We start from the raw sequence: 21,124 nt of genomic DNA, 5'->3' as shown, positions 1-21,124 counted from the left end.
CCATGCCAGCGAACAACATCCACAGGGAGCATTGGTTCGAGAGGCACATCTCGGATCATCTCGACGAGTCCTGGCGTGTGAGCAACACGGACGAGGGCTTCGACAAGGTCAATGCCCTCTACATGCCCGACTTCCTCGAGTTCTTCGAGAAGGCGGATCCCGAGAAGGCCGCCAGGTACAAGAATCAGCACGGCGGCGAGTGGCGGAAGCGACTCGAGCGGGCGCTCGTGAAGTCCCTGGAGAAGGACGGCACGATCCTCACTCTGCAGAAGGGCTTCGCCCTGGCTGGTTTCCAGACTATCTGCTGTATGGCACCGTACCCCGACGACCCGCGCATCAAGGGCGCGAGGGAGCGTTACGACGCAAACATCCTGCGGTTCATGCACCAGGTCCACTACAAGGACGGCAACAACTCCATCGACTGCGTGATGCTCATCAACGGCATCCCGGTTGCCACCATGGAGGTCAAGACCGAACTCACGCAGACCGTCGAGACCGCGATCGAGCAGTACAGGAACGACCGCAAGCCGGTCGATCCGTACACCAACCGCAAGTACCCGCTCCTCATGTACAAGCGCGGCGCGGTGGTGCACTTCGCGGTCTCCGAGAACGAGATCTACATGTGCACGAACCTCGGCGACGGCACGGACAAGGACTTCAGACCACGGTTCCTGCCATTCAACATGGGAAACGATGGCCATGCGGGAAACCCGGACGCGCCGGAGGGCTCCTACAGGGTCCACTACCTCTGGGACTTCATCATGCGCCGCGACCACTGGCTCTCCATCTTCGGCAGGTTCGTCTTCGAGGAGACCGGCAGCAAACAGGACGCCACGGGACGCTGGCGCGAGACGCGCACGCAGATCTTCCCGCGCTTCCACCAGTTCGAATGCGAGCTCAAGGTCATGGAGGACCTGCGGGAAAACGGCGTCGGCACCAACTACCTCATCGAGCACAGCGCGGGCTCCGGCAAGACGGAAACCATCACCTGGACCGCATACGACCTCGCCCGCATGCGCGATGAGCGTGGCGGCAAGCTCTTCTCCAGCGTCGTCATCGTCACCGACCGCATCAGCCTCGACAAGAACATCAAGAAGACGGTCAAGCAGCTCTCCAACGTCAAGAACCAGGTTATGATGATCGGCCGGGACGACGCAGGCAGGCGCATGGAGGGCGGCTCCAACACCAGGCAGCTTGTCAAAGCGCTCAAGGAGCACCGCGAGATCGTCGTCGTCACCATCCAGACGTTCTTCCACGCATGGGCCGACATCGCCTGCGCCGAGGAGCTCAAGGGATGCAGCTTCGCCGTCATCGTGGACGAGGCTCACTCGTCACAGGACGGCGACAACGCCACCGCACTCAAGACCGCGTTCAACGCAGCCGCCGACAGGCTCCGCCTGGAGAGGATGGACGACGCGGACCCGGATGAGGAGACGAGCGACGAAGACTCCATGAACGAGTACTTCAGGCGCATGCAGGCGGGCAACGTCATGCCCGCCAATGCGTCGTTCTTCGCGTTCACGGCCACACCGAAGGCCGAGACCAAGACGCTCTTCGGCACTCCCACGGGCAGGACCGACGAAGATGGCAACCCCGTCAAGGAGAGCTTTCACCTCTATCCAATGCGCCAGGCTATCGAGGAGGGCTACATCATCGACCCCCTCACCGGATTCCTGCCGATGAAGACCGTCACCAAGCTCGAATACGACGACTATGATGAGAACAGGCTCGTGGACGAGCGCTCCGCGAAACGCAAAATCGCCAAATGGAACAACCTGCACCCGACCAACGTCACCGAGAAAGCGGAATGGATCGTCGAGCATTTCATGCACCATGTAGTGAGCCTGCTGAACTGCGAGGCGAAGGCGATGATCGTAACCGCGTCGCGCCCGGCCGTTATCCGCTACAAGTACGCCATCGAGGCGTACTTGCGCGCGCACCCAGGCTACGACCGCGCCCAGGTCGAACGTCATCTCGCGTTCCATGTGCCCGGCGACCCGCTCATGGCGTTCTCCGGGAAGGTGCGCGGTGAGGACTGCATCATGGAGGAGGACGAGTACCTCAAGGACAACCCGTTCGCCCTCATCAAACGCGACTTCGAGTACACAGAGGCCAACTCCAACCCAAAGGGGACGGGCAACATCGAGAAGGCCTTCGACGAGCCAGGAAGCAAGCTCCTGATCGTCGCCAACAAGTTCCAGACGGGCTTCGACCAGAAGAAGCTCGTGGCAATCTACGTCGACAAGCCACTCGGCAACAACATCGAAATCGTGCAGACCTACTCCCGCGTGAACCGCACCTATCCCGGCAAGGACCAGGTGTTCGTCGTGGACTTCGTGAACGACCCCGAGAAGGTCTACAGGGCGTTCAAGACCTACGACAACGGCGCGAAGATGAGCGGCACGCAGGACCTGAACATCGTAACCGACGTGAAGGCCGACCTCGATGCCGAGGGGATCTACTCCGAGGCGGAGCTCGACGGTTTCAAGGAGTCCCTCTACAGGTCCAAGGTCGCTGCGGCGGACGGCGGCTCGGACGCCTACCGCGCGGCGCTGTACAGGGCCGTGGAGGACCCCGCGGCCCGCTTCAACAACGCCTTCCTCGCCGCCAAGGACGCCTACGAAACCAACATGCAGGCGAAGGAAGACGCCGAGGCGGCAGGAGACATTGAGCGCGCGGCGCAGGCCGCCATGGACGTCGCCGACGCCGAGCAGGACGTCGCGCGCCTCCAGACCTTCAAGAAGAAGCTGTCCAAGTACGTGAGCTCCTACACCTTCATCACCCAGCTCGTGGATCTGGGAGAGCCGGACCTTGAGGTCTTCTACTCCTTCGCGAAGCTGCTCTCGCACAAGATCAAGGGCTCGGCCCTGGACGACGTGGACATCACCGGCCTCGTCCTGAAGGACTACAGAATCAGCGAGCAGAAGAAGCCGGAACGCGAGGTCGAGGGCGAGGAGCTCCAGCCGATGGGCGCGGGCGGTTCCGGTGCCGCCCCCAGGCGCGACACCATCGCCAGGATCATCGACCGGCTCAACCAGACGTGGGGTTCCGAGGGAAACCCAGTCGTGAAGGCCCGCGTGGTGAACCACATCGCGGACGAGGTGGCCGCGGACCCCGTCACGGTCATGCGCGTCACCAACTCCAACAACTCTAAGGACGCCGTACTCGCAGACGACCGTCTGGGAAACCAGGTCGTCGTCTCCCTCATAAACCTTATGTCCAACGAGTTCGCCAGCCTCGCCGACCAGGCCCTCAACGACCCGCAGGCCCTCGAGCCGTTGAAGGAACAGGTCTATGACCTCATCCGCAGCGGCAGGCGCATCGATATCGCGGAGCTCGCCAGTTACGTAGCCGAACATAACGGGGAGCGGTAATGGCCCGCGCCGAATACGTCGAGAAGATACTGGGGGTCGGCGACTGCGACATTGTGGGTTCCCACAAGGACTTCGACCACAAGATGCCGAAGGACCACTTCGACCTCGTCTACATCGGCGAGGTCCCGTCCGCGTGCCCCACCTGCGGCGGCCCCATGCAGAGACACGGCAAACGCAAGGTCGCCATCGCCCACACGCCGGTGTCGGGCCGACCGACCCAGCTGCACATCGAATTCCCCCGATACCGCTGCCCCGGGTGCGGCTACATGTGGAAACCGGCGATCAGGGGCGTCGACGAGGCGCACAAAATGACCGAGGCCGCTTACGTCGCGATCGCACAGAACTCGCTGCGTCACACGTTCAGAGAAGTCGCGAGGAACTATCCCTTCACTCACGTGACGGTCAAGAACGTCTTCGAGGAGTTCATGGACGAATACGCCGAGCGGCTGCGTTTCGAGGTCCCGGCGTATCTGGGCATCGACGAGAAGAACCTCAAGCGCATAGGCATGGTGACGGTCATCACCGATCTCGAGCACCGCACCGTCTTTGACATGATCCAGGGCAGGGCTCAAAAGGACCTGGGCGAATACTTCTCCGACCTCCAAGGGCTGGAGAAAATGCGGTGGGTATCGAGCGACATGTACTGCCCGTTCTGGAAGTCGATAGCCAAATACACGCCGAACGCCACATGGGTCATCGACCACTTCCACGTCGTGAGGGGAGCCAACGAGGCGCTCGAACAGGTGCGGAAGTCCCTGCAATCAAAACTGGACCGGAAAGGCAGGCTTGAACTGAAGAAGGACCTCACGTACGCCCTGAGGAAGCGCACTCGCGACCTCACACCCTATGAGGCGGCATCGCTCTACGAGCTGCGCAAGGAAAGCGGATACGAGCCGCTGATGGCCGCATACGACCTCAAGGAGGATTTCTTCGACATCTACGACGCCCACCCGACCTCGAAGGAGGATGCGGAAAAAGCATTCGAGTCCTGGCGCAAGTTCATTCCCAAGGACGCGATCTACGAACCGTTCAGGATCCTCGCGAAAACGGTCCTGAACCACTATGAGTACATCTTCAACTACTGGGACTGCCCGAGCCGCATATCCAACGGCTACGCCGAGTGCGCAAACCGTCTGATCAAGGAGACCGACATGAGGGGGCGCGGGCACTCGTTCAAGGTGCTCCGCGCGAGAACCCTCTACCGCAGGCAGAACCTCGAGCGAATCGTCAGGGGCGAGAACCTCAGCATCGGCCCGCGCGTCGACACGTCGGAGCCCCTGTTCATCACCGAACCAGTAGGCGGCGATGTTTTCGTCGATCCGCCCACTGGCGTCTCCGTCGACGTGGGCACGGGAGAAATACCGGATTAGCTCTTTTTTGTTAAGCCAGTGGTTTGCGGAGCATTCAGTATTTTGTAAAGCGAATGGTTGGGATAAGTCTGAAAGCCGGTGAATCGTCCAACTATTAATCTAACAGTTCCAATCATTCGTTTTACATTTTCAAAAAACTAGCAGTCTCCCCGTCCTGACGCGCACTCGATACAACCGACAAGCGACAGCATGCAAAGGACGGAGCCCCCTATGAATTTTTGATCCTCAGCAAGCAATGCTTCCACGTGGCGAGGTTACGACTACTTCAGGCAGGAAAAGGTTGAATCGTGTAAAAAAGTGGCCGACGGGATCTACGAAAGCTATATCTCAAACGGGTGCTTCAGCGCACCGGCTCGAGCCGTCTGCCAAGACGCCGTCGCCAAGATACGTCGCATGCAACGGATGCCAAGTGGGAACGCCTTGGTCGGCGAGATGGCCGAGTCATTCAAAACCCAGCACCCATGCCGCCGCGCCCTCACGGAGGAACTCGACAAACCGTAGACGCGAGCACGCGAACTCGGCGTAGGCGGTGTGGTAAAATTCGTCGGAAGTCAGGCTGAAAAGCCGTCGCGCCAAAAAGCCCGACGAAAAAGCATTAAACGATCCCCCCCCCCCCCGATGGGAGCATCATGATCAAAGAACTGGTGAAAGACGAAACCGCGCTCTCGCAACCTTGCGAGGCAGCCACGGCGGAGGATGCGGAAACAGCGCAGGATCTACTGGACACGCTAGCGTCGCTGGAAGGTGCCGCGTGCTTGGCGGCCAACCAGATAGGCGTCGCCAAGCGCGTCGTCGCCTATCTGGACGACAACGACCAACCGCACGTCATGTACAATCCAGTACTCAAACAGGCGCTCGGGGCGTTCAAGGCTGTTGAAGGATGCCTTTCGCTGGAGGCCGAATCCAAGGTGACGCGCTACGACCGCGTCAAGGTGGCCTACGACGAGCTGGTCGACGGCGAGCTCGTTCCCCGCAAGAAGGACTTCACTGGCTGGACGGCGCAGACTATCCAGCACATGATCGACCACTGCAAGGGCAAGCTGGTTTAAGGCACCCCTCGACGTCAGAACAAGCATGCCTCGATCAGGTCCTTTCTGCGGAGGGTTGCGAGCCACTCTTGAGGGATCGACTCGGCGCCGTAGACGATGCCCGCTAAGGCGCCGGCCACGCAGGCGGTCGTGTCGCTGTCGTCGCCCAGGTTGACGGCGGCCAGCACGCAGGCGGCGTAGTCGTCCGTGTTCAGCAAGCACCACAGCGACGCCTCAAGCGTGTGCACCACGTAGCCGCTCGATTCCACCTCGCAGCGCCGCAGCTCGCCCGCGCGACCCACGCGCGAGAACTCCTCGCCCTCAGGCGCGTTGCGCTTCACGGCCTCGCGTGCGGGCACGCCGGCGGCGAGGTCGCGCGCGATATGCACGAACGACACGCACGCGTCCACGGACACGGGATGGGCGTGCGTTACGGCCGACGCCTCGGCGACGTCGCGGTCGCTCGCATCCGCGAACGCCAACGGCGCGATGCGCATGAGCGACCCGTTGCCGTTGCTTCTCGCGTCCACGCGCCCCTTCCCCTCGGCAAGCGCCCTGGCCGTGGCGTTGCCGATACCGAAGCAGAAGCCGTCGGGCGTGTAGCGTCCGTCGCGCATCCAGTCGCAGAAGCGCCGGCGCAGGTCGTCCACGCGCACCTCCCCGCCGCACTCGCGCAGGCTGTCGCAGGTCGCCAGCAGAAGCGACGTATCGTCCGACCACGTGCCCGCCGGCTGGTCGTGCGCACCGCCGCCTGTCATGCCCGTGCATGCGAACTCGCCGCGTCGCCGAAACTCGTAGGGCACGCCCAAAGCGTCGCCCACCGCCGCACCGTATACCGCATCCCGCAACGTTCCTGCCATCCGACGCCTCCGCTCCACCGCAAGAGTAAACCCTCGCCTGCCTTCGCGAGAAGTATAGCGAAGTTCGGCTGGACCCGTTCAACGTCGCAGCGGCGGACAGGAGCCACGAGCAGCCGAGGCGTCGTGACAACGCCCGGACTCCATGAAGCGAACCAACGCCGCGTGCCGAGCGTCGTAGGCGGCCAGCAAATCGGCGACCACCTCGCCCTTCGCTTCGATCGCCTCGAGCGTCCTTCCGTCCTCGCCCCGCTTCCATTCCAGGTACCTGGCCATATCGATCCGATCCTCGTGCAGCTTCTCGATCAGCGGACTGCGCGCGTTCTCCATTACGGCCGCCTTTCCTTCAAACGCGATGCCTCTTCTTCTCTTGCTGGGCAGTATGCCATGGAAAGAATTTCTAGCTGTACCGTAAACGGGACAGTTGAACGCAAGCCAACCTACTGATCGACTTTCCGTCGAATTGGGCAAGCGAAGAGTCCAGCGGGCCAACGAATCGTCGAGCTTCTTTGGCGCCGAAGATCCTTCGACTTCGCGCCTACGGCGCTCCGCTCAGGATGACAGGATAGACCGACCTTCAACGCTCCGCTCAGGATGACAAAAGGGGCCCGACCTTTGACGCCCCGCCCAGAACGACAGAGTAGACCGACCTTCTGCTTCCGCTCAGGTGACAGGGTAAATCGACCTTTGGCGCTCCGCCGGGAACGGCGGAGTAGATCGGCTTTCGGCCTCCGCTCGGGATGGCGAGGGGCACCGCAAGGCTGCACGCTGCGGTCAGGACGACAAGCTGAGGGCGGCCTTCGGTGTCGTCGCATCGCGCGAACGCTTCAATCGGGTTCGCCTTGCACATTCCCGTGCGAGAATCCGATACAATGCACAGCGACATCTTTGACGCGGCACACGACGGAGAACCCGAGGAGAACCTTTGCAGATCGACCCGAAGCAAACGCGCGAAAAGCCGCCGGCAGGTCAGGCGGCGTACCCGACGCCGGCCAGCCCGGCCCACGCACCCGGCGCGAACACCGGCGCTGACGCCGACGTCAGCGCCGCGCCCTCAAGCGAAAGCCCCTCCGACCAGGCCGACCCGATCTTCGCTGAAGAGCAGCGCCACCTCTCTGAAACCTACGGCACGCTCCAAGCCATCGGGCGCAAGCTCGTGCGGCAGATGGAGAAGGCGCGCCAAGAGGCGGCGGCCGACAAGAAGGCCATGGCGGAGGAGCTGGCGCCCAACCTGGCCACCTACGCCGACGCCATGGAGACCTACGCGGACTTCGCGGCCATGAACCGGGTGATCGACGGCTACAACCTGGCGCAGGACGCCAACGCCGAGGAACTCGCCAAGGTCCAACTGCTGCTGAAGCAGCCGTACTTCGCGAAGGTGGTCCTGCAGTTCAAGCCCGACCAGGAGCCGAAGGAGCTCTATATCGGCAACGCCGGCATCTCCGACGAGAACTACCGCAGGCTCGTGGTTGACTGGCGCTCCCCCGTCGCGGAGACCTACTACAACCAGGACAACGGCCGCACGTCCTACCAAGCCGACGGGCGCACCATCACGGCCGACCTCAAGCTGCGCCGCCAGTTCGACATCGAGGAAGACCGCCTGCGCGCCTACTTCGACACGAGCGTCGCCATCCAGGACTCGCTCTTGCTCGCGTCGCTCTCCAAGCGGCGCACGGCGCAGATGCAGGCCATCACGGCCACCATCCAAAAGGAGCAGAACCTGGTCGTGCGCCACGAGGACGTGCCCGTGCTGCTGGTGAGCGGCATCGCCGGCAGCGGCAAGACCAGCGTGCTGCTGCAGCGCATAGCCTACCTGTTCTACCAGAACCGGGGCAGCCTCGAACCCTCCGAGGTGTTCCTCGTCACGCCGAACCCGGTGTTCCGCCACTACATAGACAACGTGCTGCCCGACCTGGGCGAGCGCAACCCCGAAACCCTCACCTGGGACGAGTTCGCGAAAGGGCTGCTGCCGCCCGACCGCGGCAGCGGGGACGTGGGCGTGCCTCTCGAGGCCCTGGCGCGCATAGACAAAGCCGTCGCCTCGTTCGAGTTCGACGCCAACGACTTCAAAGACATCCGCTGCGCCGACACCAGGCTCGTCTCCGCCGACCAGGTGCGCAAGGTCGCGGCGAAGTTCGGCCGCATCCCGGCCGGCCCGCACCGCGTCACGCTCATGCGCGAGGAACTGCACGCGCGCCTGGAAACCCGCCTCAAGCAGATGGCGGCCACCGACGAGGTGCTCGACGAGCTCTCGGCCCTGAGCACGGACGAGCAGCTGCGGATATTCCACGAACTCATCGCCCCGGCCGACGAGCAGGAGGAGCGCGCCCTGGCCCTGCGCTTCCTGAACGACCGCTACGCGGACGCCTACCGCGCCGTCGAGCGCGACGATTGGCTGCGCATCGACCGCATAGGCATGCGCATGCTGAACGCGCCCGGCCTCGCGCCCCTTGAATGGCTCTACCTCAAGATGGCGCTCACGGGTCTGGGCAACCCGAACGCCAAGTACGTGATGATCGACGAGGTGCAGGACTACACCGCCGCGCAGCTCGCCGTGCTGGCTCGCTACTTCAGGCGCGCGCACTTCCTGCTGCTGGGCGACCCGAACCAGGCCATCGCGCCGGACACGGCGTCGTTCGACGACGTGCGCGCCGTGTTCTCGGCCGCGCGCGGCCCCGTGGAGGAATGCCACCTCATGACGAGCTACCGCTCCACCCCCGAGATCACCGCGCTGTTCGCGAGCCTGCTCGAACGCGAGGAGCAGCTGCGCATCTCGTCCATCCAGCGCGCCGACACGGCGCCGACCATCCTCGCGTGCCCCGACGAGGCCTGCTACGTCGGTGAGCTGCGCCGCGCCGTCGAGCAGGCGCGCGGCGAAGAAGGGCTCACGGCCGTCATCGTGCCGTGGAAGCACGAGGCCCGCCGCCTGCAAACGCTGCTGGGCGACACGGCGCCCGCGCTCGTCGGCGAGCACGACGAGCTGCCGGACGGCGGCGTGGTGCTCATCACGCTCAAGCTGGCGAAGGGCTTGGAGTTCGACCAGGTGATCGTGCCCGACGCCAGCGCGCGCACCTTCCCCGACGACCCGCTCGCGCGCCGCCGCCTGTACACCACTGTCTCGCGCGCCACCCGCAAGATCACCATCCTCGCCCACGGCGAGCTCACGCCGCTGCTGGACGGCAAGAAGGCACGCACCTAACCGAGCGCCGCAAGGGCGGGCTCGTCTCATAACGGTACCCATGCGCGACGTTCGGCGCGCGCGACGACAAGAAGGAATGCGAATCATGGAAGAGAAGAACACGGCCGCCGCCCCCAAGGGCAACGTCAAGGCGCTGCTGCCCATCGGGGTGTTTCTGGTGCTGTACTTGGGACTCGGCATCTTGTTCGAATACGGCATGGGCATTCCCATGGGCTTCTACAACATCCCCGTCGTGGTGATATTCCTCGTCGCGCTGCTCGTGGCGTGCTTCCAGAACCGCAAGCTGCCCTTCGACGACAAGCTCGCCATCATGGGCCGCGGCATGGGCGACAAGACCATCGTCACCATGGTGCTCATCTTCATGGTGGCCGGCATCTTCGTGGGCACCGTGGGCCGCGACAGCGCCGAAAGCGTGGCCTACCTGCTGCTTTCCGTCGTTCCCGTGCAGTTTGCCGTGGCAGTGTTGTTCGTGGTGAGCTGCTTCGTGTCGCTGTCGATGGGCACGTCCGTGGGCACCATCACGCTGATCACGCCCATCGCCGTGGCGGTGTCGTCCGCATCCGGCTTCAGCCTGCCGCTGTGCGTGGCCAGCGTCATGGGCGGCGCCATGTTCGGCGACAACCTCTCGTTCATCTCCGACACCACCATCGCCGCCTGCCAGGGCCAAGGCTGCCAAATGAAGGACAAGTTCCGCGAGAACTTCAAGATCGCCCTGCCGGCGGCGCTCGTGTCGCTCGTCATCATCCTCGTGCTGTCGTTCGGCGCCGACCTCGGCGGCAGCGTCGTGCACGAATACGACCTGATCCAGCTCGTCCCCTACCTCATCGTGCTCGTCGGCGGCATCGTCGGCGTGAACGTGTTCATCGTGCTGTTGCTGGGCATCCTGTCGGGCTCCATCATCATGGTGGCCACAGGTGCCACCGCCGCCACCGACCTGCTGGCCAACATGGGCTCGGGCGCCGCGGGCATGTTCGAGACCACGATGGTGGCGCTCTTGGTGTCGGCCATCTGCGCGCTCATCCGCGAGTACGGCGGATTCGTGGCGCTGCTCAACGGCATCAAGAGTCTGTTCAAAAGCAAGAAGGGAGGCCAGCTGGGCATGGGCCTTCTCGTGGGCGCCATGGACATCGCCACCGCGAACAACACCGTGGCCATCGTCATCTCGAACCCCATCGCAGCCGACATGGCGAAGACGTACGGCATATCGAAGCGCAAGACGGCATCGCTGCTCGACACGTTCTCGTGCGTGTTCCAGGGCATCCTTCCCTACGGCGCTCAGATGCTCGTGGCCATCTCGGCCGCCACGGAGCTGGGTTTCGCGGTGTCGGCGTTCCAGATCATCCCGTTTCTGTTCTACCCGTTCCTGCTGCTGATCAGCTCGCTCGTGTTCATCTTCCTGGTGCCCGAGAAAAAGAACCCGTCGGCGACAACCTCGTAGACGCCGCTCGTGCAGCCACTCGTGCAGAAACCGCGAATCGCGCGGCCGCCTCGCCCCAACCGCGCGCCGGGAGCCTTATACTGATATCTTTGTTGGCACAACAGGCAAAAGGCAAGGCGAAAGGCTACCAATGGGCGGATTCTTCGGGGCCGCATCACATCACGATGTGGTGCTGGACGTGTTTTTCGGCGTGGACTACCACTCGCATCTGGGGACGCGGCGTGCGGGCATGATCTTCCATGACGGCGAGGTCGGTTTCCAGCGCGAGATCCACTCGATCGAGAACACGCCGTTCCGCACTCGCTTCGAGGACGACCTGCCCGGGTTCCACGGTTGCAGCGGCATAGGCTGCATCAGCGACACCGACCCGCAGCCGCTGCTCGTGCGCTCGCATCTGGGCACGTTCGGCATCACCACCGTGGGCGCCATCAACAACGCCGAGCAGCTGGTGGAAGACTACTTTGAAAGCGGCGGCAAACAGTTCATGGCCATGAGCTCGGGCGCGGTGAACACCACCGAGCTCGTCGCCGCCCTCATCAACCAGAAGGGCAGCTTCGTCGAGGGCATCAAGTTCGCCCAGGACGTCATCGAGGGCTCGCTCACGCTGCTCATCATGACCAGCGACGGCACGATCATCGCCGCGCGCGACAAAGTGGGCCGCCTGCCCGTGCTCATCGGCAAGAACGGCGAGGGCTTCTGCATCTCGTTCGAGTCGTTCGCCTACCACAAGCTGGGCTACGACGACGAGTACGAGCTGGGGCCGGGCGAGATCGTGCGCGTGGACGCCGACGGGTACGAGACCATCTCCCCTGCGGGAACCCAGATGAAGATCTGCGCGTTCCTGTGGGTGTACTACGGCTACCCCAACTCGAACTACGAGGGCGTGAACGTGGAGGTCATGCGCTACCGCAACGGCGCGATCATGGCGCGCGACGAGGCGGCCGCGGGCGGCGTGCCCGACGTGGACTACGTGGCTGGCGTGCCGGACTCGGGCGTGCCGCACGCCATCGGGTACTCCACCGAGAGCAAGGCCCCCTTCGGCCGCCCGTTCATCAAGTACACCCCCACGTGGCCCCGCTCGTTCATGCCCACGAACCAGGACGTGCGCGACCGCGTGGCCAAGATGAAGCTCATCCCCGTGCCCGAGCTCATCCGCGACAAGAGGCTCATGTTCGTGGACGACTCCATCGTGCGCGGCACGCAGCTGCAGGGAACGGTGAACTACCTGCACGAATGCGGCGCCTCCGAAGTGCACATGCGCTCGGCCTGCCCGCCCATCATGTTCGGCTGCAAGTACCTGAGCTTCTCGCGCAGCCGCTCCGAGATGGAACTCATCGCCCGCCGCGTGATCCAGGAGCTGGAAGGCGACGAGGGCCAGCAGCACTTGGACGAGTACGCCAACAGCTCCACCGAACGCGGAGCGTGCATGCTGAAGTCCATCTGCGAGAAGATGGGCTTCGACTCGCTGGGCTACCAGTCGCTCGACGGCATGCTGGAGGCTATCGGCATCGACCGGGAGAAGATCTGCACCTACTGCTGGTCGGGGAAGGAATAGCCCGCCCGGCGCGCCGCGTCGGGCCCGAAGGGCATGCGTTGCCGCCCCTCCCGGATGCCTCGCATTCGCGCGGGCGAGCGGCGTAGAGGCCGCGTGCTCCGGTGCGAGACGGGCGGCGCGCCGCGCGCCGGAGCAGTCCTACAGGAGGCCGTCATGAGAACGTTCGTCGCTTTGCAGCTGCCGGAGGGCTTCACCTTCGACGCGGCGGCCTTCGCCCGCTGCCTGAGCGCCTCGGTCGAAGGCCGTTTCCTGCCGAAGGAGACCTACCATCTCACGCTCGCCTTCCTGGGAGAGATCGACGAGGCGGGCGTCGCCGCGGCGACCCAGGCCGTCGACGCCGCCTGCGAGGCGGTTCCGCCCGTCCCTGTGAGAAGCGACGGCTTGGGCAAGTTCGGCCGCGCGAGCGACGCCACCCTCTGGCTGGGCATCGCGGCCGACCCCGCGCTCATGAACCTTGCCGCCCGGCTCCGCGACGAGCTGTCGGCGCGCGGCCTCGCCTTCGACGAGAAGCCGTTCAAGCCTCACGTGACCCTGGCCCGACGGGCCCGCATTCCGAAAAGGGACCTGCCGCCGCTCGCGTTCCCGCGTGACGACGAGGCCGTCGCCGTCACGCTGTTCAAAAGCACGCTGGAACGCGAAGGGGCCGTGTACAAGCCCCTGCACACCGTGGAGCTCGCCGGGTAGCAGGCACCCGCCGCAACCGCGAACCGTCCCCGACGGCGTGCGCGGCGGTTTTCGATACGGCTTTTCTGCCAAGAACCCCCTTTATTACTCTAGCTGTCCCCTTTTCGGTACACATGAACCTGCCTTCGGCGTATATCCTGCACAGCAGCAAGAACGCGCGCCGCGCAAAACGCACCCGCACCAGCCGAGGGAAAGGAAGAGGACATGGGAGAAGCCGCACGCTGGGAAAAGACGGCGACGGAAGCCGTGATCCTGAAGTTCGACCCGAGCGCCACCTGTCAGGTGAGCGTCGTGCGAACCTCCGCGCCGCGGCACGCGAAGCCCGCTCCCCCGCGCCGTCGCAGCTTGCGAGGCCGCGGGTACGACCTCTCGAAAAGCGAGCTTGCCTGGGCGCGCGGGGCGGGCGTCCTGCTGGCAGCCGTCTCCCTTGCCGTCGTGCTGCTCTAGCCGCTCGCTACTCGTACGCTTCCAGTATCCCCCGCAGATAGTCCCGGTACTCCCGCGCGAGCGACTTCGGCTTCTCGATGCGCAGACGGTCGCCGAACTGCGCGAGCCACCCGAAGAACGCGGGGCTCGCGGCGACCGCCACGTAGACGCGCGCGAACCCTTCCCCCGCAGTTAGCGACTCCACGTCCTCACCGAACCGATCGATCACCGCCCCCATGGCCTCGTCGGTGGCCAGCAGCGTGGCGCGCACCGGCTCGCCGTCGTACATGCCGAACGCGCGGCTCGCCATCTCCTCCACGTCGAAGCCCGCGACGCGGGCGTTCCGGCACGCGGGCTCGTCCGTCACCTCGATCTTGTCCATGCGGTCCACGCGGTAGCTGGGAAACCCGTCGTGCTTCTCGTTGTACGCCACCAGATAGTAGTAGCCGTCGGAGTACACGAGCCGCACGGGCGTCTCCACGTAACGCGCGCCGCCGTGCTGCATCACCCGCCGTTTCGCCGCGTCGTACTTGAAGTAGAGAAACGATATCTTCCGACGCCGCGCCATGGCCTCCTGGATGCGGTCGACGTTCGCGAACACCGACTCGTTCTGCGTCTTGATGCGCCCCTCCACATGCAGGCGCTTGTCCAGCAGCTTGCGTTGCCGCGCGGGCGCCAGCCGCTTCACGCTCCGCACGAGCGCGTCGCTTTTGCGCTGCGTGAGGAAACGGGAGCTCTGCACCGCGTCCACCAACAGCAGCAGCTCGGGAAAGGCGAACTCGCGGCCCACGACGGCGTACTCCACCGGCTGGCGAGAAAGCGTGCGCACGTCCAGACCGAACTCGCGCAGCGCCTCGAGGTCGCGGTAGACGGACTTGCGCTCGGCCGAGACGCCCAGCTCCTCCAACCGCTCGACGAGCTGCGGCATGGTGAGCCCCCGCTCGGCGTCGGTCTCCTCCAGCAGCATCCTCATAAGGTACAGCAGCTTGAGCTTCTGGCGATTGACCGGCATAGGAGGTCCCTTCGACGGGGCGGCATAACGGAACACCAGTGTATCAGCTGTACCCCTTTCGGTACAGAAAGCAAAACGGACGGGCCGTAGCCCGTCCGTTGCCGCCGACCGTCTTGCCCTGCCGGGCGCGCCCTAGCGCCTACAGCATGCTCGCGCGCAGCTCCTCGGCGGCGAGCGGCGACAGGTATGCGGGCGGGATGTCGAACAGCGTCTTGCAGCCCGTCTGCCCCTCGCGGGCGAGGCGGTGCGCCGCGCGGGCGCAGGCCACGAGCACGCTGCCGGTGAACTCGGGGTTGGAGTCCAGCTTCAGCGAGTACTCCACCACGTGCGCGTGCTCGCCGCCTGCCCCCGTCACGCCCGAACGAATGACCGAGCCGCCGTGCGGGATGCCGGCGTGGTCGCGGTCGAGCTCCTCCTGCGTGACGAACGTCACCGTGGTGTCGTAGTCGGAGAAGTAGTTCGGCATCTCCACGATGGCCTTCTCGATGGCTGCCTTGTCCGCGCCCTCCTTCGCCACCACGTAGCATTCGCGCGTGTGCTTCTGACGCGTGGTGAGCTCGGGGTTCTCGCCGGCCCGCACGGCGTCGAGGGCTTCGGGCACGGGCACCGTGTACTGGCGGGCGTCGGCCACGCCCTCGATGCGGCGGATGGCGTCGCTGTGCCCCTGCGAGACGCCGCGCCCCCAGAACGTGTAGTCGCGCCCCTCGGGCAGGATGCTGTTCGCGTACAGGCGCGCGAGCGAGAACATGCCCGGATCCCAGCCGGCCGAGATCACGGCCACCTTGCCGCCCGCCTTCGCCTCCACGTCCACGTTCGCGAAGTGGACGGGGATGTTCGCGTGGGTGTCGAACGAGTCCACCACGTTGAACAGGCTCGCGCACGCCGGCGTCTGCTCGGGCAGGTCGCTCGCGCTGCCGCCGCATAAAACGAGCACGTCCACGTCGTCCGCATGGGCCGCCAGGTCGGCGGCGGCGTACACGGCCACGCCGTCGGTCAAGGGCTTCACGGTCGCCGGGTCGCGCCGGGTGAACAGCGCTGCGAACTCCATGTCGTCGTTCTGCCGGCAGGCCAGCTCCACGCCCCTGCCCAAGTTCCCGTAACCCAAAATGCCGATGCGCGTTTTCGCCATGTGCAGCCTCCTGTTGCGATGGTATCGGTTTTTCCAGATGTTCGACCCTCGAAGATCCCTCGACTCCGGCGCTACGCGCCTCCGCTCAGGATGACAAGGAGTGAATAGCTATCCTACCAAGAACGAAGCCGACACGCGCTCGGAACGAGAGACGAGCAAATTAAATCCAACGCTCCCCCTTGCCAAGCGGACGAGCCTTCGCGTGGAACGCCGAAGGCTACGCCCGTGCGGCGCGCCAAGCCTCCACGAGCTCGCGGGCGGCGGCTCCGGGGTCGGGCGCGGCGCACACCGCCGACACCACGAAGAAGCCGTCGACCCCCGTGCGCGCGAGGGCGGGGATGTCCGCGGCCTTCACGCCGCCGCCCACCACCACGGGAAGCGGGCTCGTGCGCGCGAGCTCCGCCAAGTCCGCCAGGCTCCTGGTTATCACGTTGCCCGCCGCGTCCATGCCGCAATCGGGCTTCGTGGCCGTCTCGTGCAGAGGCCCCGCGCCCAGGTAGTCCACGCAGTCCGTGTCGACCGTGCGCACGTACTCCAGCATCTCGTCGGTGCGCGCCGAGAGGCCCACGACGCCGTCCTCGCCCAGATACCTCCGGCACACCTCCACCGGCACGTCGGACTGCCCCACGTGCACGCCGTCCACCTTGACGCCGGCCGCGCGCGCCGCCAGCGCCACGTCGAGCCGGTCGTCCACCAAAAGCGCCACCCGCTGGGCCGCGCCGACGCGCTCGATGGCGCCGGCGGCCGCGCGCACCACCTCCATCAGCTGGCGCGCCGAGCACTCCTTCGAGCGCACCTGCACGCAGGTGAACCCCGCCGCCAGCGCCGCCTCAATCACGTCGCCCACCGGGCGGCCGGCCGTGTTCTCGGGGCCCAGCACCAAGTACGCCGTTATGTCCAGGTTATTCCGCATGGCCGCCCCCGCCCAGGATGTCGTCCACCTTGCTCACCTTGCGCTCCATCATGCCAGTGTGCCCGGGACGCACGTCGGCCTTGAGCACAACCTCGGTGCGGATGCCCTTCTCCGCCAGCGCGAACGTAGCGTCCTTCACCACTTGGAACACCTCGTCCCACTCGCCCTCGATCTCGGTGAACATGGAGTTCGTCCGGTTCGGGAGGCCCGACGCGCGGATGACCCGCACGACCTCCGCCACCTCGGCCGCCAACTCGTCGCCCACGCCCAACGGGGCGATGGCCACCGCCACCAACGTGTTCATACGCCTCACACCTCTCTGATATCGAACGGATTGCCCGCGACGTCCGCTGCCGACGCCTCGTAGAGCTCGTCCAAAAACGCCGCCTGGAAGCTTCCGGGCGCCTGCGCGCGTGCGAACGCGCGCGCCCCGGCCAGGTTGTAGGCCGCCGTGGCAGCGAGCGCCGCCGCGAGCGGCGAGGCGACGGCCGCGTACACGGCGGCCACGCCGCCGAGCGAGCACCCGAAGCCCGTCACCTTCTCCATGAGCGGCGACCCTCCGCGCGACGTCGCCACGACGGCGCCGTCGGTGACCAGGTCGACCGCCCCCGACACCGCAACGGCCCCTCCGGTCCAGCGCGCCAGGGCCACGGCCGCGCCCTCGGCCGCGTCCACCTCGTCGGTGGAGTCCACCCCGCGCACCTGGGCCCGAACGTCGCCGCCGTCCAGCTCCCACAGCCCTGCCAGCGCGATGACCTCAGAGGCGTTCGCCCGCACGATGGCGGGCTTGCACGCCTTCAGCTCCTTCAGGATGCCGGTGCGCAGCGACCCGATGCCGATGCCCACCGGGTCGAGCACCCACGGCTTGCCCAGCTCGCACATGGCCTGCGCGCCGCGCGGCATCGTCTCCTCATGCACCGGCAACAGCGTGCCCAGGTTGAGGTACAGCGCGCCGCCCGCCTGCGCCAGGAACTCCGCCTCGTCGGGCAGGTACACCATGGCCGCCGACCCGCCGGCCGCCAGCTGCGCGTTGGCCACGAAGTTCACGCTCACGGCGTTCGTGACCGAGCCGACCAGCGGCACCTCCCGCCGCGCCGCGTCCACCGCCGCGGCCACCTGCCGCTCAAGTTCCGCTTTCTCCACCGCTTCCGCTCCTTTCCCGAAAACGAAAAGACGCCCACCGTTGCGGCAAGCGTCCTCGTCTTCAAAGCATGCTCCCTACACCAGTGTTAACTGACAGGTTCAAAGGATCAGGCTCTCGCCTTCTCAACGCCCGCGGGCCGCGCCCGCTCGGTTCTCCTGCATAAGCTATTCAGTTGGCTCCATGGTACCACGACGCAGGCGCGCGCGAACGTCGCGGCGGCGGACGGTATATGGAGGCGGAAAACCACCTCGCCGTCGGCGCGCATCCATGAGACAATAGCCCGTGCAGAAAAACCCCAACCCAGGAAAGCGAACCATGCCAGAATTCATTTACCAGATGCATCAGGCCCGCAAGGCGCACGGCGACAAGGTCATCCTCGACGACGTGACGCTGTCGTTCTACCCCGGCGCGAAGATCGGCGTCGTGGGGCCGAACGGCATGGGCAAGTCCACCCTGCTCAAGATCATGGCCGGCCTCGAGGAGGTCACGAACGGCGAGGCGCGGCTCACGCCGGGCTATTCCGTGGGCATCCTCATGCAGGAGCCGCCGCTCGACGAGGACAAGACCGTCCTCGAGAACATCAAGCAGGCCTTCGGCGACATCTTCGCGAAGGTGGAGCGCTTCAACGCCATCGGCATGGAAATGGCCGAGCCCGACGCCGACTTCGACGCCCTCATGGACGAGATGGGCAAGCTGCAGACCGAGATCGACGCCGCGAACGGCTGGGACTTGGACAGCCAGCTCTCCCAGGCCATGGACGCGCTGCAGTGCCCCGACCCCGACGAGCCGGTCGGCCACCTCTCCGGCGGCGAGCGCCGCCGCGTGGCGCTCTGCCGTCTGCTGCTGGAGGCGCCCGACCTGCTCTTGCTCGACGAGCCCACGAACCATCTGGACGCGGAGTCGGTGCTGTGGCTCGAGCAGTTCCTGCGCACCTACCAGGGCGCGGTGCTGGCCGTGACGCACGACCGCTACTTCCTCGACCACGTGGCCGAGTGGATCTGCGAGGTGGACCGCGGCAGCCTGTTCCCCTACAAGGGCAACTACTCCACGTACCTGGAGACGAAGGCCGCCCGCATCGAGGCGCAGGGCCAGAGCCAGGAGAAGCTGGCGAAGAAGCTGAAGAGCGAGCTGGAATGGGTGCGCTCGAGCCCGAAGGCCCGCCAGGCCAAGAGCAAGGCTCGCCTGGCCGCCTACGAGCAGATGGCCGCCGAGGCGCGCGCCAACAAGAAGCTCGACTACAACGAGATCCAGATCCCCGTGCCGCCGCGCCTGGGCGCCAAGGTCATCGAGGCCGAGCACCTGCACAAGGCGTTCGGCGAGCGCGTGCTCATCGACGATCTGTCGTTCAACCTGCCGCCCAACGGCATCGTGGGCGTCATCGGCCCCAACGGCGTGGGCAAGTCCACCCTGTTCAAGATGATCATGGGTCTGGAGCCGGTGGACGACGGCACGCTCGACATCGGCGAGTCGGTGAAGATCAGCTACGTCGACCAGAACCGCGAGGGCATCGACCCGAACACGAAGCTGTGGGAAGTGGTGTCCGGCGGCAACGACTTCATGATCGTGGGCGACACCGAGATCCCCAGCCGCGCCTACGTGGCCAGCTTCGGCTTCAAGGGCTCCGACCAGCAGAAGCCGGCCGGCGTGCTCTCCGGCGGCGAGCGCAACCGCCTGAATCTGGCGCTCACCTTGAAGCAGGGCGGCAACCTGCTCTTGCTCGACGAGCCCACGAACGACCTGGACACCGAGACGCTGGCCAGCCTTGAGGAAGCGCTGCTGACGTTCCCCGGCTGCGCCGTGGTGACGAGCCACGACCGCTGGTTCCTCGACCGCGTGGCCACGCACATCCTGGCCTGGGAGGGCACCGACGAGAACCCCGGCACCTGGACCTGGTTCGAGGGCAACTTCGAGGCCTACCAGGAGAACCGCCTGGAGCGCCTGGGGCCCGAGGCCTCCAAGCCCCACCGCCTGCACCGCAAGCTCACGCGCGACTAGGCGGGCAGAGCCGAGAGGCCGCATCAAAGCCTCGCGACTGGCACTCGACCGGAACCGTCCCGTAGGGCAAGGGCTCTGCCCTTGCCGCCGCCTGCGGGGCGATTCCGGTCGACGGCAAGGGCAGAGCCCTTGCCCTACGTGCAACCTGCGAACGTTCCTCGACGCGGAACGTTCGGTGCGCCCCTTCATGGCGCCCTATCCATCCTCCCACGACGACGCGAAAGGCGGCCCCGTGATCAAGCCCATCATGAAAGACCGGTTCGTCCTTCGCCAGGCCTCGGCACCCGCAACGGCCGACGACCTGCAAACGGCGTGCGACCTGCGCGACACGCTGGCGGCCCATGCGAATTCGTGCGTGGGCATGGCGGCGAACATGATAGACGTGTTGAAGCGCATCATTGTATTCGACGACAACGGGACGACGCGAACGATGTTGAACCCTGAGATCGTCGAAGCTTCCGGCCCGTTCAAGGCTGAAGAGGGCTGCCTGTCCCTCGACGGCGTGCGCACGACCACGCGCTACCGGACCATCAAAGTGCGCTTCCAAGACGAGCAGCTGCGCGAGCACACGAAGTCCTACCGCGGCTGGACCGCCCAGATCATCCAGCACGAAGTGGACCACTGCAACGGCGTTTTGATCTGAGCTTTCGGCGAACGAGCGCGGTGCTTTTCCTTGGCGCGCGGCCGCAGCGTCGACGCAGGCTCCGCTTTTTTACACGTTTTCGGGCGCAATGTTGCGTATGCAAGCCCACTCGCATACGCTCTTCATTGCGAAGACGCTCCCTGAATACGATAATCCCAGGTCGCGAATTAGCTCGGAAGAAGATAGCCTCTCTTCACCATGCGGAACGCCAGCATACGGCCTCCCAAATGTAACATTCCGACGAAAAACGTGCGAAAACTCGATGCTCCGCTGTTAAACCGGCATTGACATTCCGCAAGCCAACGCGTTGTCATCCTGAGCGAGCCGCCTCCGCTCAGGATGACAACCTGGCCGGGT

General features: G+C 65.2%; 17 protein-coding genes. 10 read left to right on the top strand and 7 right to left on the bottom strand.

Annotation, left to right across the window (positions count from 1 at the left end; genetic code table 11):
• Positions 1 to 2: 2 nt before the first annotated feature.
• The 3 genes from HCH03_RS10455 to HCH03_RS10445 all read left to right on the top strand — a co-directional run bounded on the left by HCH03_RS10455 (position 3) and on the right by HCH03_RS10445 (position 5,793).
• A complete protein-coding gene (locus HCH03_RS10455; RefSeq protein WP_221689461.1) occupies positions 3 to 3,374 on the top strand; it encodes a DEAD/DEAH box helicase family protein in 3,372 nt (1,123 codons plus the stop codon).
• Complete coding sequence (locus tag HCH03_RS10450) at positions 3,374 to 4,744, top strand: ISL3 family transposase (protein ID WP_221689460.1); 1,371 nt, start codon at positions 3,374 to 3,376, stop codon at positions 4,742 to 4,744. The genes HCH03_RS10455 and HCH03_RS10450 overlap by 1 nt, the downstream gene beginning before the upstream one ends.
• A 629-nt stretch (positions 4,745 to 5,373) precedes the next feature.
• Entirely contained in the window at positions 5,374 to 5,793 is a 420-nt protein-coding gene (locus HCH03_RS10445) for a peptide deformylase (protein ID WP_221689459.1), read from the top strand.
• Between the two features lie 14 nt (positions 5,794 to 5,807).
• Here HCH03_RS10445 and HCH03_RS10440 read toward each other — a convergent pair whose 3' ends face one another.
• Together HCH03_RS10440 and HCH03_RS10435 are read right to left on the bottom strand one after the other, a co-directional pair.
• Positions 5,808 to 6,632, bottom strand: a complete 825-nt coding sequence (locus HCH03_RS10440; protein ID WP_221689458.1) for an ADP-ribosylglycohydrolase family protein — start codon at positions 6,630 to 6,632, stop codon at positions 5,808 to 5,810.
• A gap of 78 nt (positions 6,633 to 6,710) precedes the next feature.
• A complete protein-coding gene (locus HCH03_RS10435) occupies positions 6,711 to 6,959 on the bottom strand; it encodes a hypothetical protein (RefSeq protein ID WP_221689457.1) in 249 nt (82 codons plus the stop codon).
• Between the two features lie 757 nt (positions 6,960 to 7,716).
• Here HCH03_RS10435 and HCH03_RS10430 point away from each other — a divergent pair.
• The 5 genes from HCH03_RS10430 (at position 7,717) to HCH03_RS10410 (ending at position 13,952) form a co-directional block, all read left to right on the top strand.
• Entirely contained in the window at positions 7,717 to 9,828 is a 2,112-nt protein-coding gene (locus HCH03_RS10430; protein WP_368042447.1) for a HelD family protein, read from the top strand.
• An 85-nt stretch (positions 9,829 to 9,913) separates the two neighbouring features.
• Positions 9,914 to 11,266, top strand: a complete 1,353-nt coding sequence (locus tag HCH03_RS10425) for a Na+/H+ antiporter NhaC family protein (protein WP_221689456.1) — start codon at positions 9,914 to 9,916, stop codon at positions 11,264 to 11,266.
• A gap of 130 nt (positions 11,267 to 11,396) precedes the next feature.
• Entirely contained in the window at positions 11,397 to 12,821 is a 1,425-nt protein-coding gene (locus HCH03_RS10420; protein ID WP_221689455.1) for an amidophosphoribosyltransferase, read from the top strand.
• A gap of 153 nt (positions 12,822 to 12,974) precedes the next feature.
• Positions 12,975 to 13,505, top strand: a complete 531-nt coding sequence (thpR, locus tag HCH03_RS10415) for an RNA 2',3'-cyclic phosphodiesterase (protein WP_221689454.1) — start codon at positions 12,975 to 12,977, stop codon at positions 13,503 to 13,505.
• Positions 13,506 to 13,709: 204 nt separating this feature from the next.
• Positions 13,710 to 13,952, top strand: coding sequence for a hypothetical protein (locus HCH03_RS10410; protein ID WP_221689453.1), 243 nt, complete (start codon positions 13,710 to 13,712; stop codon positions 13,950 to 13,952).
• Between the two features lie 7 nt (positions 13,953 to 13,959).
• On the opposite strand, the gene HCH03_RS10405 is transcribed toward HCH03_RS10410, so the two are convergent.
• From HCH03_RS10405 to thiM, 5 genes are all read right to left on the bottom strand, one after another.
• Positions 13,960 to 14,943 (bottom strand): helix-turn-helix transcriptional regulator, encoded by a 984-nt coding sequence (locus HCH03_RS10405; RefSeq protein WP_221689452.1) that lies wholly within the window; start codon positions 14,941 to 14,943, stop codon positions 13,960 to 13,962.
• A gap of 139 nt (positions 14,944 to 15,082) precedes the next feature.
• On the bottom strand, positions 15,083 to 16,072 hold the full coding sequence (locus HCH03_RS10400; protein WP_185905507.1) for a diaminopimelate dehydrogenase: 990 nt from the start codon (positions 16,070 to 16,072) through the stop codon (positions 15,083 to 15,085).
• A 217-nt stretch (positions 16,073 to 16,289) separates the two neighbouring features.
• Complete coding sequence (locus HCH03_RS10395) at positions 16,290 to 16,985, bottom strand: thiamine phosphate synthase (RefSeq protein WP_221689451.1); 696 nt, start codon at positions 16,983 to 16,985, stop codon at positions 16,290 to 16,292.
• On the bottom strand, positions 16,975 to 17,289 hold the full coding sequence (locus HCH03_RS10390) for a thiamine-binding protein (protein WP_185905509.1): 315 nt from the start codon (positions 17,287 to 17,289) through the stop codon (positions 16,975 to 16,977). Before HCH03_RS10390 ends, HCH03_RS10395 begins: the two co-directional genes overlap by 11 nt.
• A gap of 5 nt (positions 17,290 to 17,294) precedes the next feature.
• Entirely contained in the window at positions 17,295 to 18,128 is an 834-nt protein-coding gene (thiM, locus tag HCH03_RS10385; protein WP_221689450.1) for a hydroxyethylthiazole kinase, read from the bottom strand.
• 316 nt (positions 18,129 to 18,444) lie between these two features.
• On the opposite strand from thiM, the gene ettA reads away from it, so the two are divergent.
• Together ettA and HCH03_RS10375 are read left to right on the top strand one after the other, a co-directional pair.
• Positions 18,445 to 20,124 carry an energy-dependent translational throttle protein EttA gene (ettA, locus tag HCH03_RS10380; RefSeq protein WP_221689449.1) on the top strand — a complete coding sequence of 560 codons (1,680 nt, stop codon included), beginning with the start codon at positions 18,445 to 18,447 and terminating at the stop codon, positions 20,122 to 20,124.
• Positions 20,125 to 20,356: 232 nt separating this feature from the next.
• Positions 20,357 to 20,767, top strand: a complete 411-nt coding sequence (locus HCH03_RS10375) for a peptide deformylase (RefSeq protein ID WP_221689448.1) — start codon at positions 20,357 to 20,359, stop codon at positions 20,765 to 20,767.
• Positions 20,768 to 21,124: the final 357 nt, after the last annotated feature.

The sequence above is a fragment of the Gordonibacter massiliensis (ex Traore et al. 2017) genome, from assembly GCF_019731765.1.
In the GTDB taxonomy this organism is placed as follows: domain Bacteria; phylum Actinomycetota; class Coriobacteriia; order Coriobacteriales; family Eggerthellaceae; genus Gordonibacter; species Gordonibacter massiliensis.
This window is presented reverse-complemented; position numbering and strand designations above follow the sequence as displayed.